Here is a 13,897-nt window from a genome sequence, read left to right as displayed (position 1 = left end):
AATCTATAATTCGGATTGCAGGGACTTTTGTTATCAATGAGGGTAATAAGATTATAGGTTTCCTGAATCCTGATTACGCTTCGTATGACTGATAATATTTTCTGCCGAATTATGAAATAATCCGCTTACAATCACAAGATATTCCGGTAGAATACCATCCTTTCCCCAAAGCAGCTCTATCCCGAAAAGTTCCGAGAGTGTTCGTGTCATATCGAACCCGAATGCTTCAAGCGAGGGACGTACTTTGTCCGGATGCAGGCAAGGACGGTTGCATTTGCGGGCGCATTCGGAATCGGGACAGTATAGGCATTTTCCTACATAGGCGAATGCCCGACCTCCGTATCTGTGCTCCATTTCCAGCAATTCCCTTTCTATCCTGAGCCGTTCCGGTTTAATCAATTCCTGCGTTCTGTCTATCGGAATATTTTTCTCGACCGGAATTATTTTCGTGGCCATCAGGTGGGCATATTCATATTGGCGCAGAAATTCTCCGGTATCGAAATCGAACGGCGGGCATCCCCAACTATTACCGTAGTTGGGGCATTGTTTGCAAAATTCGACAAAACGTTTTTCGTCCCGGAAGCGTGAAATATATTCGTCCACGCTGATATTTGCTGTGAAATTCTCTATGATATATTCCTTAGTCATTGTCCCACTTTTATGAATCCTGTCGTGGCATCGAACGTCACACAATTATTTCGGAACAGCCGCTCGATGCAGCCGCTCCGGCGCATCTCTTCGGTCGGCATATACGACAACTGGGGTGGGTCGATAAGGGCTATCGCATCGGCAAGCGAGAGGGCGATATCCAGCTCGTGCGTGGAAAAAAGGATGCACTTGTTTTCTTCATGCGCCAGCCGTGCCAGCAGTGTACACAATTCGTAGCGGTTGGGCATATCGAGAAACGAGGTGGGTTCGTCGAGCAGGATAATCGGCGTATCCTGCGCCAACGCCCGTGCGATCATGATGCGCTGGCACTCGCCGTCCGACATCTTGTCCATCGTGCGCTCCGCATAAGCCTCCATGCCCACCGAGGCGAGCGACCGCATGACGATCTCCTTGTCGACCTCCTGCATCTTTCCAATCCAGTTGGTATAGGGTGCGCGGCCGATAGCCACGACATCCTTGCATTTGAGATTGGCGATGCGTGTGCGCTCGGTCGTGACGAATGCCAGCGTTCTGGCCATTTCTGCTGCTCGCATATCGGCGGCGTTATGCCCGTCGAGCAGGATTCGGCCGGTATAACGGCGGTTCAGTCCGGCGATGGCTCGAAGCAGTGTCGATTTGCCCGTGCCGTTGCGCCCGATAAGGGCAGTCAGCCTGCCCTTTTCTATGGTGGTTTCCACCTCGCAGAGCAAGGTGCGCTCGCCGTAGCCTATGGAAAAATCGTGTAACTTTATCATGCGGTGACGGATTTATTGCGCAAGACCACCCACACCACGATGGGGATTCCCAGCAATGCGGTGATGGCGTTGATCGGCAGGGTGAACATTTTAGAAACGAGGTCGCAAAGAAGCAGCACCGCCGCACCCGAAAGAACGGTTCCCGGTACGAGTACCCGATGGTCGCTGTTGCGGAACAGCATTCTCGTGACGTGGGGCATGGCCAGTCCGATGAAGCCTATCGGACCGCAAAAGGCGGTCACCGTACCAGCAAGCAGCGTCGTGGAGAGGAACAGCAGCCCGCGCGAGCGTCGGATGTTCAGCCCCATCGTCACGGCATACTCCTCGCCGAACAGCAGTAAGTTGAGCGGCTTGATCGTCACCACCGCCAACAACAGTCCGGCGATAATCGACGGGACGAGTACCGCAAGCTGGTCGAAGGTCACGTCGCCGAGCGACCCCATCGTCCAAATGACAAAGGCTTTCAGGGATTCTTCCTTGCTGAGATATTGCAATATCTGTACAATCGCGCCGACTCCCGACGAGAACATCATGCCGAGAATCAGAATCACCATGATGTCCTTGATGCGGTGGCCGACGGCGGCGATGACGACCAGCACGAGCGCCGCTCCGAGCCAAGCCGCCCCGGCAATGCCTATCGACGAACCGAAGCCTGCAAGCACGACGAGTGCCACGCCGAGGCTCGCGCCCGAACTGATGCCGAGCACGTAGGGGCCGGCAAGAGGATTGCGGAAGAGGGTTTGCATCTGAAGACCGCTGACCGACAGAGCTGCTCCGGCCAGCAACGCGACCACCGCCTTAATCAGTCGGATATTCAGTATAATTTTCGCCGTCGCCCGCGGGCAGTCGCCGCCCGTCAAAGCCGCCCATACATCGCCGAGCGGTACGGCGACTGCCCCCACCGCCAAATCCAGCAGAAACAGGAAAAGGGTGAGGGCGGCCAGCATGGCAAACAATATGGCGGAACGGGAGCGCATCTATTTCAGTTGCTTGTAATAGACGAAATCTTCCTCGACCAGTTCGGGGTGGAATATCTTCACGAGGTCTCGCAGCACGAGGTCGGGATTTACGACCGCCGACTCATAGTAGTCGTTGCCGCCAGCAGCATTGGTGCGGGCGTTGTTGTTATAGACCTGTCCACCACGGAAACAGCGGGTGTCGATGAACTTCGGGCATGCGGCTTTCAGTTCATCAAGCGTGTTCGCCATCCCCACATGCAGCCACATATCGGCTTGCGAGGCCAGCAGATACGCCTCTTCGAGGTCGATGGGCGCGGAAGCGTTTCCTGTGTTCTTCTTGTAGATGTAATCGCCTCCGGCATCTTTGATTAACCGGGCGACATAGCTTTCGGTCGAGGGCATGAACCAGCTGTCGCCGTAAGGCGTGTTGAGCATGACTGACGGAGCGTCGAGGATATTGTCCGCTACTTTCTTTTTCAGGACATTGTATCTGACGGGGATTTCCGCGAATACTTTTTCGCCCTCCGCCCGTTTTCCGATAACCTCCGAAAGTGCCACCAGCCATTCGGCTTTGCCCAGCGGAGACTCTTCGAGGTAATCGCCGACATACATGAACGGGATATCCAACTCTTTGAGCTTACCCTCCATCGAGCTTGCCCCGTTCACGCCGTAAAGCAACACGAGGTCGGGGTCAAGCGAGAGCAGCAGTTCGTAATTGATGTTCCCTTCGTAGCCCACATCTCCAACGCTGTCCCGCCGTGCCTGAATGTCGGGATTGGAGATGTAGTCGATGCCTGACACGCCGACTACGCGTCCCGTTTCGCCGATTGCGTCGAGCATGGCGATATGGGTCGAGGACATGCAGACGATGCGCTCGGCATCCCCCTTGAGCATCTGACCGGTGAAATCCGCCGGAACCTCTTCGTCATCACGGGCAATGAACAGGTTCGTAGTGATGCTGTCGGCGCCCTGCCAAGGGTTCGTGACGGTAACCAATACGCTCTTTTTGCCGTCTGCACCTTTTATGTCAAACCCCGAAGCGTATTCAGGTGTATAGACCGTTCGGTTGAAATCGGCGAGTTTTGAACTTTTATTGTGGCAGCCTGTGAATGCTAATACAAGTAGCAACAGCAGGCTTAAATTCTTTAATGCTTTCATATCGTTACATATTTGTATTTTCGGACTTTTTCTTGTTTTTCCCGAACTTCGGGGTAATGCCGATGAAGAACTCGAAGTTGATGCCGGGCATGGGGCGCGAGAGTACCGAAAGGTAGTCCTCGTTGAAGAGGTTGTTGACGGCGAATTTTAACTGGATGTCCACCGGTTTGAAAAACAGGTTTTTCTCCAACGAGACATTGCTCATGAAATATTCGGGCAGGTGTCCTGTCAGCGTATAGTCGTTGCTCGACATGGTGTAACGTTCCGAGTAGAACGCCCATTTGTAAAGGAACGCCCAAGTCCGCCACGACAACCGTCCGGTCAGCGATGCGGAGTGCTTCGGCACGTAGGGTAACTGCTTGCCCACTGACTGGTCAGCAGGCGACATCTTCTCACCTTCATTGATGGAGGGTGTCCACGAATAGGACCCGTTCAAGTCGATGAGCCAATCTTTCGCCGGCTGCACGGCGAAGTTCGCTTTGACCTCGACGCCGTAGGCGTGGACCTTCTTTACGTTGCGGGGCGAGAAGAAGCCCTTGGTGGTGGGCAGCCAGATAATCCAGTCGTCGATGTAGGAGTCGAACCAGTTCGCACCGCCGCTCAACTTGTAAATGCCTTTCTTGCCGACATCGAAACTCACCCCGGCATCATAACTGAAACCTTGTTCGTTTTTCAGGTTGGGATTACCTCCCGGCAAAAAGTATAGGTCGTTCAGAGTTGGGAAACGGTAGTTACGCGATATGGATGCTTTCAGCATCACATTTCCTTTCGGGGAAATGATACCGTCAATGAAGAAAGCCGGAATGAGTGGAATCCAATCGGAACCATACATCTCTTCCCGCAGTACCACCGACATACCCAAGCGGTCTATCGGCTGCCACTTGGCGGATACGGAGCCGGAGAGTTCCACGCGCCCCTTGTCATAGCCCACGATGGCCTTGCCACCGTCCTGCAAGATGATGTTCTTGTCCTCGCTCCGTACCAAATGCTGGTGTGCCGATACATTGGCGGTGAAAAACCATTTTTTATCCAAAGAATACTCTCCCTCCGCCTGACCGTAAAACGTGTTTACCTTGCTGCGGGAGCGGGTCATCGACGCCCAGTTGTCAGGTGCGACCTCACGCTTGTAGTCGTAGGCCATCCATGTGTGTATGTAACCGCCTTTCACGCCGAGTTTCCAGTTGCTTTTCATGTGATCCCAGGACAAGACGCTGCGGAACGTCTGTTCTCGCTGGCGGTTCTCGAAGTCGGTTGCATCTCCATAGTCGGTCGTCAACATCGGAAGTTCCCGGTTGGAGTTGATATACCAGGCGTTCAGCCCGAAACGGTCGCCTTTCCCGGTATTGTAATACACTTCCTGAAGCAAATGCAGGTCCTTGAACGCCCCGGAGCGGTTGCGCTCTTTCGGGTGATACTGTCCGACGATGTTCTTATCCTCGTCGTAGATGTTTATCTTTTTGTCGTGGTTGGTGTACTTGTAATCGTTAGGCGAGGAAGAATAGACCGCACGGGTGGAGACGTGCCACCGCTCACTTCCGTAGGTGAAGCGGGCGAACTCATCGAAGGTCTTGAACGAGCCGATGCCCTGCACGTACTGGGCGTTGAACCCTTCAGCGACTTCAGGAGCCGTGCCGAGTTTGACCAGACCGCCCAGTCCACCGCCCGTTTCGTTCACCGATGAAGTACCGTGCAGCAGCGATGCCTGGTCGATGAAGTAGGACGGAATGGTGGAGAAGTCGGTCATGCCGAGCATGGGGTTGTTGATGCGCATCCCGTTCCACGTCACCTGCGTATGGCTGGGCGACGTGCCTCGGAAGGCGACGGTCGAGAGCGTGGCGCGGCCGTAGCTCTTGACAAACACGGACGAGTTGAACGTCAGGATGTCCGCCATCGAGAGGGCGATATTTTCTTTCAGTGCGAGTGAATCGAACTTCGTCTTCTGCACGCCGATTTCCTTCATCGGCCGTTTGCCCCATACGGTCACCTCGTCTATCTGGTGAATACGCCGGGTGATTCCCTGCGCAGACAGCACGGATGGACAGACAACCAATATTGAGAAAAGTAAATATTTTGTATATGTCATTTCCTTTTGTTTTTAATATGGTTATTTACCGCAGCATATGCAGAGAATGATGCCCGCATAAAATCTTGATAGGCATTGAATCCGTTTTCTTCAAGCAGTTGGTCGTATTCGTCCTCGAATGAAAGTTCCTGATGAACCGTCTCTTGTTTCTCAATGTGGTGTTTTACCCGATTCAGATCATTGAATGACACGCTAAACGAATCAAATCCGGCTGCCCATCCTGAAAAATCCGCATATTCCGGATATTTTCGATAGACAACGCCTGTAGAACTTTTTACTTTATTGATAATCTTTGCGAAGTCCGTGGGAGATGGTATCTCTACAAGTATATGAACATGATTGAGAAAAGCATTGCAGGCATAGACATGACAGCCTTTCCTTGTGAAAATTTGTACCATCTGATCGAGAATCATTCCTTTGGTTGTCATTGGAATCGTCATCTCCTGTCTTTTCGTGATGAAAATAATATGGTATATATGCCGCAATTTATTCTTCATTTCCAACAAAATGCACCGGGGATAATCCCGACATAAAATTCATCTATCAATTTCCCTTCGGGCGAGTAGCGGTATATCATGCCCTGCTGCTGGTAATCGATGGCATCGGCGATGTACACTTCTCCGTTGGCGGGGTTTACCGTCAGTCCGTAATAAATCGTGCCGCTGTATTCGAGGAACGGACGTACCGGCACATGGCTGGCTGTCACGTCCATGCTCCAAATGGCCTTGTTGATCCAGTAGAGTTTGTCCCTGTCGCCATTGAGCTGCACCTCCGAGGGCCAGTCGCCCAACTTGAACTTGAACTGCTTCTCCACGGTGAAGGTCTCGGCATCGATGCGGTAGAGCGACGGGGCTTCGTAACCGTAGGGGCTGCCCTCATAACCGCCGTCGGTCACCGTCCACATTTTGTTGTACTTGTCCATGACCAGCGATGTCGGTTGTATGCCGACCTTCAGTTCATCGACTACTTGATCGGTTTCGGTGTCGATTTTGATGATGCGGTTCTGGTAACTCCAGCAGTTGCAATAGACGTATTTGCCGTACTGCACCATTTGCTCCGTCGAGCCGCTTTCCATCGTCATGTCCGGCACTTGAATATAGCCGGTAATTTCGTATTTCTTCGGGTTGATGATGAAGATGCGGTTGTCCCACAATTGGGTGACGTATGCTTTTTCGTCGCTTAGGAAATGAATGTAGCGCGGTGAGGTCAGGTTCTCGATGCGTCCTACCTCCTTGAAGGTGTTCAGGTCGATGGCGAAAATCACGTGGGAGTTGTTCACCACGACCCAGCCCTTGTTGTCGTAGATGGTCATCGACTGTGCCACGTCGCCGAGTTTCATGCCGTTGGCACGGAAGAAGATTTCGTTCTGCACCTGTTTGGTTGCCGGGTCGTAATAGGACAAGGTAGCATTGCCGTACTGGAAGTTGCCCTCGTTGGTGATGAACAGTCCGGCTCCCGTGGCGTTGAAATCTTCCACGGCATCGCCGTAGTCCCACTTCATGCAGGATGTCAAGGATAGTGTCACTCCGACAACTACGCTCCATAGCAGATATTTCAATTGGTGATAGGTCATACCGTTATTTTTATAGTTAATCCCCGGCAGCTTACCTTACGGTAAGCATACCGAGGATTGGCAGAAAATTTATTGTTTCGTTATCTATTCGGCAAGCTTGTACTTCCCGTCTTTCATCTCTTGGAAAGTGGGGTTGTAACCACATTCTTTGACAGACCATTGAGATTCTCCTGTTAGAACATTGTTTTCAAACAGGTATTTGAAAGAACTGAAATCAGTAACATCTCCTTGCCCGCTTATACTAATCCCTTTTGCTGATTTGAGACCTGAAAAATCAATGGACAAAATACCATTAGAACCAAAATCAGAATACGGGCATGTTATTGAAAGATTTTCGGATATTGATTCTACGTTAGGATAAGATACTTTATCTACTTCCATATCAAACATAAAAGAAGATGTTGCAATATCAAACTTCCCATTTATCGTTTTTAATTTGGGACATAGAATATTAGTAGCCTCAATCTCAAACTTAATTTGTGCATCAGCTCCATCCGTTCCAATGCTTTCCAGATTGGTAAACTCAATATCATTCTTAAGGTTGTAAGTCGTAACTGAACATGAACCGAGAATTTTTTTCAATAACGGGAAGGTAATATTATTTGCATTCCTATTTGTCCCTAATGTTAAGGTCCCTCCAATTTCCTGCAATTTAGGAAATTCGATTTCCGCCGCCGTATTAACACTTCCCGAATTCAATGCAATAGTCATATCTCCTGCCACACGAATAAATGGCATAACAAATTCTTTTACATAAAAATAATCTATGCATTGGAAGTCACCCTGTATATTTGAGATTCCTTCCAACGTAAATTCTGTCAATCGACAATCTTTAGGAAGTAGAAAAAGGCTACCGTTAAATGTTTCCGATCCTACGATTTTATTTAGTTGCTTACATTGTAGGGTAAGTGTATTTCCGTTAAAATTTATCTGGGACAAATCCAGTTCTTCTATGAGCAGATTAGTTAAAGTCATATCACCGAGTACATCTTTCAAAGAAGCTATATTGAGTTTATTGACTTTATTCGCATCCACACTGGTCTCTCCGCAGGAAATAAGACCGGGAAGTTCAACAATGGAAATTTCTTTGCAATTTTTTATAGTTAGTCCTCCAACCGAATGTAATTCGGTCATTGCAAGACTTCCGATGGAGGACATATCGGAGAATGAGGCAGTACCGGCCACACTTTCCAATGCCGGTAGATAAATTCCTTGCAGTTTGGGAAAATATTGGATTGTAAGTTCATTCCCGACCTGTTTGAGCGCTGAGAAAACAATGGCTTCGGTTGTCGCTGATTCTTTTTGTGCTACCGAACCTTTGACAATTAAGGAAGCTCCGACAGATTCAACGGCATTTGCATCCAAATCAAGTAAAGCATCGGAAGTTATATACATATCCTCACCAATGAACTCGACTTTGGGTATAGATATTTTTTCAATGACAGAACTGTTAACGACAAAATCACCGGTCACTCCAAGCAAAGAGGGCAGATTAACCGTTTTGAGCATTATGTTTTTACTGGCAGAAGTTGTCGAACCTAATTTGAAACTTCCGAGTTGTTCCAGATTATCCAACCCGGTCAAATCCGTTCCTTTGTAAGACGGATTGATGACAAGGGAGTTACTGATTTGTTTCAGGTTGGCAAGTCCGTCCAGATTGGTGATTTCTTCTCCGTCTGCCGTTCCGATGGTCAGGCTGCCTTCGATTTTGTTTATTCCTGTCTTTGCAAAATTATCAACCTCGGCTTGCGTGGCAAGTACTACGCTGCCGCTCTGTTCGATGTCTGTATATTGATAAGTATAGGAATATACTTTGCTATCCTGCATTTTGGAGGTAACTACGAATTTCCATTCATTCTCCCAATCCTCTATGGTCGATGGATTCGGGTTAATAGAGGCTCCCTCGCAAAGGGCATACTCTACGGTAGCCCCTTTCAGACTGGTATTATAAGGTATCTCAACTGTAATCTTGTCCCCGACTATCATGGCTTGATAGGTAATGCCATCTACAGTTAGAGCAAACTCGGAGATGAAGTGATCCTTGCCGTCTATTCCGCTTACTTCAGGGTCGTCATCACTACATGCAGCAAGGCAGAGCGTAGCGAAACAGAATAGGATGAAATGATATATTTTGTTCATAATGAATTTTATTTGTCGTTATTGTTGTTTTCATCACAGAACTTGAAAACTTCCGTGGAATTTTCCCCTAACCATCCGGCTTTTACATTGACTCCGGTCTGCACCTTGATAAAGTCGATATGGGAAAGGTTTGCAGACGTGCCGTCGATATTGAGCGCATCGGAAATCTTAAAATAGTTTCCAAGTGCTCCCGCGTTAGGATTGTCTTTATTGGGCATATCATCACCAATATTATCGGCATATCCCCACCCGAACGGATTATTGGACCACATGCCTGTCGACGGGCTTTGTTCGGTACGTGCTTTCAGGCATGTGCCGTATAACGTATAGGAATCCTCTTCAATCCACAAAGGATAATAAAACTCTTGCGGGTGATAGTTGCCGAGACGGTCAATCGCCCCTTTATTTCCCTTGTTGTCTTGCCATTGGGTGTCCATGTTGGGACCGGGACGGAAATAAGTTACGGCATAGTCCTGAATGGTTTCGGGTTTTCCATATTCAGAACCCTTCAGTTCATACCATTCATCGTTGGGCAAGCCGTCTCCATTGACATCTTGCATTACCCATACAATGCCCGGTTCATTTGACGAATCAAAGGCATTTCCTTTGATGGAAAAATCATAACCGCCTTTGTTTTCGATACTGTGGTCGAATCCTACTACAATATATCCTCCCCAACCTCCGAGAGAAACATATTGTTCATTATCAAGACGTTTTTGTGCGTAAGCACAGGCTGCTTCGTGCGTGCTTTCCCCATTGAAACCTGCTGTATTCGTTTCGTTTACAAATTGTCCCGGAGCCGGAACAAATTCATATACTTTATTGCTGTAAATGGAATTTCCGGCAGCAAAAGGTCTTTTTCCGGCCGCTTCACAACATTTCACCGGAATATTGACACTGACTTCATCGACACCGGAGACCGAAATATTACGGGTGAGCACTGCTTTTGTATCTTGATTGTCGTATTTCACAGTAAAGGTAAGCGTGTGTTCTCCGGTTTTAGCGGGTTTGAAACCGTAAACCAAAGAATTGGCTCCCTCAATCGGTTGCCCGTCCAAACTCCATTGATAAGAAGGCTCGGCACTTATTGATACAAAGGGGCGGACAAACAAAGTACGTCCTAATTCTACGTATTTGGTATTATTCTCGGTAAAATATAAAGATGACGGAACTACGATTTCAATCGGAAGTTTATCGACAACCTCAATAGAAACTGTCTTCTTTGATTGTCCGTCTTCATTTGTTACGGTTAAGGTCAGTTCATAAGTTCCCAACTCATCTTGCTTGAATGTATAAGTATTTTCCGTTCCGACTTCGTTTCCGTTAAGAGTCCACAAATAAGTAGCTCCTTCTGCATTTTGAATGTCGGGTGTAAGGATATACTCACGTCCTGCGACAACTTTAAGCCCTATAGAGGGGGTTACCAATGAAATAACGGGCGGAGCCAATTCATTGACATCCACACGAATTTCTTCCTCTGTGCTGGCATCCCTCGTATCCACACGCAGGGTAACGTAATACGAACCGCATTCGTTGAAAATGTATTTCAATTGAGGCTCGTCGGAAATGATACGACCGTTGCATTTCCATGAATAAACGGCGTAATCGACATTCTGATAGGTCGGCTCAATAACGACCTCTTTTCCTATCTTTACAACGTAGATTCCGTCCTCGCTATCCAACTCAATGACAGGAGGCAATATCACGTCCTGCGATATTTCTTCGTCTTTGTTGCATGCAAATAGAAATATCGTCAAGGAAAATAAAAGCAAATACTTCTTCATTATATTTATAATTTTAATGCTGAAATTCCCTTGAAGAAAGTATTTGATTCCAATCTCCATTGGGATATAATAAAAAGGGGCAAATACTTTGCACTTGCCGTTAAAAAGCATTTGCCCCAAATTCATGTTATTCGTTTACGGTTACATCAATATCGTCTATAGCAACGTAAGCAGGAGTGTTCAATCCGTATGCGCTTGAATCGCTTCCTTCGAAATTGATAGCTACAGTACATACGCTGTCACCTAAACCGCTTAAATCCACTTGATTCCATCCGGTACGGATTTTATTGGTCAAACCTGATTCTGCATCTTTACTGGAATCGAAGTTTGCCAAATAGTATTCTACTTCCTTACCTGTAGGTTTACCCGTCGCATCCAACGCAACAAATACCACCTTAAACCATCCTTTTTGTGCCGACAAAGAGCCTTGTGTAAACGAGTTGCCATCCTTCATGACTAAGTAGGTATAAGTCGTATTACAAACCCATACGCTGTTGAATTTACCATATTTCGGTGTACCCTTGACAGGAGTGTTTGTGGTAACGACTCTGTAGCCGGTTGCATCGGTCAGGTAAATCTTCGCACATTTGTCATAGGTTGCTTGTGAATCATTGTATGAATCGCTATAACCGAAAGCTACAGCAAAATTTTTACCGCTATGACCGCCGTTGGGCCAGTACACGCTACATTGGTTTTGATAATCCCCCTGTGTCAGATTATGGAAATTAGAGATGGCAAAACCACCATTCCAAAATTCATATTCCCAAGGCTGTCCGCTTACCCATTCTTGTTCCAAATAGTTAATCGGGAACTGAATGTACGTACCGGTTTGCCCGATTTGAGTGATGTAGCCGGTCGTTACCTGCTTGCCGTTGGCCGTGGCAGAATAGAGATTGTTTCCATACTGGTCAGAAGCCATTACGCTGGAAGGTACGTTATCAAAATCGATAAGCGCATTGGTAGAACTTATCGCGCGGGTTTGAATCGCACTCTCCTCATACGGAGCAAGGAAGTCATCGTCGGATGAACATCCCGTGAACACTGCGGCGGCCATTGCTACAACAGCCATTGCCAAGAATCTAAAATTCTTTTTCATAACTTAATTATTAAAAGTTAAACAAAAAGTTTAAACACACATTCGTTTTTATTGCGACAGATTTGCAACGAATGAGAAATCGGTTATCAAAAAGAATATAGGTGCCTGTGGACGAGCCTCTGTTCATTTTAATCTAATGCCAATTATCCCGTGGTCACTAAATCTATCTCATCAAGCAGGTCTTCTGGCTCATCCCGCTTATCGCGCCTTCCCAGCTTTCACCAGTGGCAAAGAGTGCGATAAACTTTAATAGGACTTACAGCTGCGAGTACAGCTCCGGATTTTCACCGGGATTCCCTTTTAATTCCGTTCGACGCTTCGATTGGAAACTTGACTGGTGCAAAGTTAATGGTTATTTTTTAATCTTGTTTCTTTTTCTGTGATTTTTATTTCAAGAAAGGATTATTTTATGGCGCGAATTGTATTTTCATGTTAATCAAGCATTTATAACAACCACGAATAGTCTTTTCCCCTTATGAATAATAGCGTTTCTCAATTATGGTCTCTTTTCATCTCACGTCGGCAATTCTCTTCGGAGAGATTTTATATGCAAAGGTACAGCGTGCGTCTGGTCGTCAAGTATCGCTTTCACTAACGGTTCCCGGATATTCTTCACGGCAGCCTTCCACAAATCGAAGATTGACTTTCACTCCCCACCTCGTTGCAGGGCATAGTCGGACGAGCCTGACTGTGCTCTTACATTGGGCGGTTGGGTATTCCGTTTCATCCCGTACACTGTTTACTTGCCTTATCCGTCCTTTTCCCGCTGTCAGTCCTGCATAAAAATCATTCCCCGACGAGAAGCCAAAAGAGTTTCAAGAAAAGGAAAAAAAGAAAATATTTGACAATCTAAAATTTACAATTATGCACAGCAGGATTTTTCAAATTTCAACGGAGCCGATAGACAAAGAAAACTATCTGAATGAGGACACACTCCAGCAAGGAGACGGGAGCTTCTATGACTATTGTTCAGAAATAGACGAGGAAGACCGTAAAGAGGATATTGCCAATTTGGTCAATCATGCCTTGCCCAAAGGAATGTTCGAGCTTATATCCGATGACACCATGCGCTATAATGGTGGAATAGAGCAATGGAAAGAGGAGTATGTCGCCAATATCAAAAAAAGAGCGAATGCTCTTACGGCAGATAATATGTTGGAATGGGGTTCGACCTATTATCTCAAACAGGCAGTGGAAAATCCGTTGGATGTCGCCTATCATTTCTATTTGGATGGCGATGGCTGCAGTCTTTTGCCGAACAGTCCTTTACGTTTATGGAGTTTGTTTGTAGGCTTGAACCGGGAACGATACTCTACATCGGAGGAGTTGTTGATTACCACTTCTGATGTTTGTCCGAAACATTGGCAACCACCCGCCTCAAAAGTGGGTGGTTGCTCTCTTTTTTGCACAGGCTCCCCGGTTACTTTTATAAATATGCTCTGCAGAGCTTCCGCCACCGGTTTCACAGCCGGTATATTCCTGTTTTAAGGGTATAATCCCTTCACAGCCCCGACATACGCCGCAGGTCTGTTTTCGTGTGCAAAGGTACGGTGGACGAACATTGCCCAAGTACCGCTATCGCTACCTGAAATAAAATTTGACGACAACTTTCCGTAATCGGAGATGACGGTATTTCATAAAATTTCATTGCAGGTTCCTTGCTCATCGTTCTTGCATCCCCCCGTTTGTGACGCACATGAAA

12 protein-coding genes, 1 pseudogene and 1 riboswitch are annotated in these 13,897 nt (G+C 47.4%); of the genes and pseudogenes, 2 read left to right on the top strand and 11 right to left on the bottom strand.

The window, feature by feature from the left end:
* Window positions 1-51: 51 nt before the first annotated feature.
* From OCV73_RS01920 to OCV73_RS01875, 10 genes are all read right to left on the bottom strand, one after another.
* Window positions 52-648 (bottom strand): DUF2284 domain-containing protein, encoded by a 597-nt coding sequence (locus OCV73_RS01920; RefSeq protein ID WP_004320579.1) that lies wholly within the window; start codon window positions 646-648, stop codon window positions 52-54.
* Entirely contained in the window at window positions 645-1,403 is a 759-nt protein-coding gene (locus tag OCV73_RS01915; RefSeq protein WP_004320578.1) for an ABC transporter ATP-binding protein, read from the bottom strand. The genes OCV73_RS01920 and OCV73_RS01915 overlap by 4 nt, the downstream gene beginning before the upstream one ends.
* A complete protein-coding gene (locus OCV73_RS01910; RefSeq protein WP_004320577.1) occupies window positions 1,400-2,380 on the bottom strand; it encodes a FecCD family ABC transporter permease in 981 nt (326 codons plus the stop codon). The genes OCV73_RS01915 and OCV73_RS01910 overlap by 4 nt, the downstream gene beginning before the upstream one ends.
* Window positions 2,381-3,520: an ABC transporter substrate-binding protein gene (locus OCV73_RS01905; RefSeq protein WP_004320576.1), complete on the bottom strand. Its 1,140-nt coding sequence runs from the start codon at window positions 3,518-3,520 to the stop codon at window positions 2,381-2,383.
* A gap of 4 nt (window positions 3,521-3,524) precedes the next feature.
* Window positions 3,525-5,603 carry a TonB-dependent receptor gene (locus tag OCV73_RS01900; RefSeq protein WP_004320575.1) on the bottom strand — a complete coding sequence of 693 codons (2,079 nt, stop codon included), beginning with the start codon at window positions 5,601-5,603 and terminating at the stop codon, window positions 3,525-3,527.
* Window positions 5,600-6,100: a transposase gene (locus OCV73_RS01895; RefSeq protein ID WP_004320573.1), complete on the bottom strand. Its 501-nt coding sequence runs from the start codon at window positions 6,098-6,100 to the stop codon at window positions 5,600-5,602. The genes OCV73_RS01900 and OCV73_RS01895 overlap by 4 nt, the downstream gene beginning before the upstream one ends.
* A complete protein-coding gene (locus OCV73_RS01890) occupies window positions 6,097-7,176 on the bottom strand; it encodes a glutaminyl-peptide cyclotransferase (protein WP_004320571.1) in 1,080 nt (359 codons plus the stop codon). Before OCV73_RS01890 ends, OCV73_RS01895 begins: the two co-directional genes overlap by 4 nt.
* An 84-nt stretch (window positions 7,177-7,260) precedes the next feature.
* Entirely contained in the window at window positions 7,261-9,315 is a 2,055-nt protein-coding gene (locus OCV73_RS01885) for a DUF4971 domain-containing protein (protein ID WP_122120517.1), read from the bottom strand.
* Window positions 9,316-9,323: 8 nt separating this feature from the next.
* Window positions 9,324-11,225: a PKD-like domain-containing protein gene (locus OCV73_RS01880; RefSeq protein WP_004320567.1), complete on the bottom strand. Its 1,902-nt coding sequence runs from the start codon at window positions 11,223-11,225 to the stop codon at window positions 9,324-9,326.
* Window position 11,226: 1 nt separating this feature from the next.
* Entirely contained in the window at window positions 11,227-12,195 is a 969-nt protein-coding gene (locus OCV73_RS01875) for a DUF4465 domain-containing protein (RefSeq protein ID WP_004320565.1), read from the bottom strand.
* 157 nt (window positions 12,196-12,352) lie between these two features.
* Window positions 12,353-12,544, bottom strand: a riboswitch (cobalamin riboswitch).
* Between the two features lie 149 nt (window positions 12,545-12,693).
* Between OCV73_RS01875 and OCV73_RS01870 the strand changes: the two genes are divergently transcribed.
* Window positions 12,694-12,978 (top strand): hypothetical protein, encoded by a 285-nt coding sequence (locus OCV73_RS01870; protein ID WP_153834750.1) that lies wholly within the window; start codon window positions 12,694-12,696, stop codon window positions 12,976-12,978.
* 81 nt (window positions 12,979-13,059) lie between these two features.
* Window positions 13,060-13,541, top strand: a pseudogene (locus OCV73_RS01865) (hypothetical protein).
* A gap of 155 nt (window positions 13,542-13,696) precedes the next feature.
* Here the strand turns inward: OCV73_RS01865 and OCV73_RS01860 are convergent.
* A complete protein-coding gene (locus tag OCV73_RS01860; protein WP_153882658.1) occupies window positions 13,697-13,861 on the bottom strand; it encodes a hypothetical protein in 165 nt (54 codons plus the stop codon).
* Between the last annotated feature and the right edge of the window lie 36 nt (window positions 13,862-13,897).

The organism is Barnesiella propionica (assembly GCF_025567045.1).
Taxonomy (GTDB): domain Bacteria; phylum Bacteroidota; class Bacteroidia; order Bacteroidales; family Barnesiellaceae; genus Barnesiella_B; species Barnesiella_B propionica.
This window is presented reverse-complemented; position numbering and strand designations above follow the sequence as displayed.

Excerpts from the sequence above, each read along its gene's own strand:
- OCV73_RS01870 (WP_153834750.1), top strand. The coding sequence starts at position 12,694 with ATGGTCTCTTTTCATCTCACGTCGGCAATTCTCTTCGGAGAGATTTTA.
- OCV73_RS01915 (WP_004320578.1), bottom strand. The coding sequence starts at position 1,403 with ATGATAAAGTTACACGATTTTTCCATAGGCTACGGCGAGCGCACCTTG.
- OCV73_RS01885 (WP_122120517.1), bottom strand. The coding sequence starts at position 9,315 with ATGAACAAAATATATCATTTCATCCTATTCTGTTTCGCTACGCTCTGC.
- OCV73_RS01895 (WP_004320573.1), bottom strand. The coding sequence starts at position 6,100 with ATGAAGAATAAATTGCGGCATATATACCATATTATTTTCATCACGAAA.
- OCV73_RS01890 (WP_004320571.1), bottom strand. The coding sequence starts at position 7,176 with ATGACCTATCACCAATTGAAATATCTGCTATGGAGCGTAGTTGTCGGA.
- OCV73_RS01920 (WP_004320579.1), bottom strand. The coding sequence starts at position 648 with ATGACTAAGGAATATATCATAGAGAATTTCACAGCAAATATCAGCGTG.
- OCV73_RS01860 (WP_153882658.1), bottom strand. The coding sequence starts at position 13,861 with ATGAGCAAGGAACCTGCAATGAAATTTTATGAAATACCGTCATCTCCG.
- OCV73_RS01910 (WP_004320577.1), bottom strand. The coding sequence starts at position 2,380 with ATGCGCTCCCGTTCCGCCATATTGTTTGCCATGCTGGCCGCCCTCACC.
- OCV73_RS01880 (WP_004320567.1), bottom strand. The coding sequence starts at position 11,225 with ATGAATTTGGGGCAAATGCTTTTTAACGGCAAGTGCAAAGTATTTGCC.
- OCV73_RS01875 (WP_004320565.1), bottom strand. The coding sequence starts at position 12,195 with ATGAAAAAGAATTTTAGATTCTTGGCAATGGCTGTTGTAGCAATGGCC.
- OCV73_RS01900 (WP_004320575.1), bottom strand. The coding sequence starts at position 5,603 with ATGACATATACAAAATATTTACTTTTCTCAATATTGGTTGTCTGTCCA.
- OCV73_RS01905 (WP_004320576.1), bottom strand. The coding sequence starts at position 3,520 with ATGAAAGCATTAAAGAATTTAAGCCTGCTGTTGCTACTTGTATTAGCA.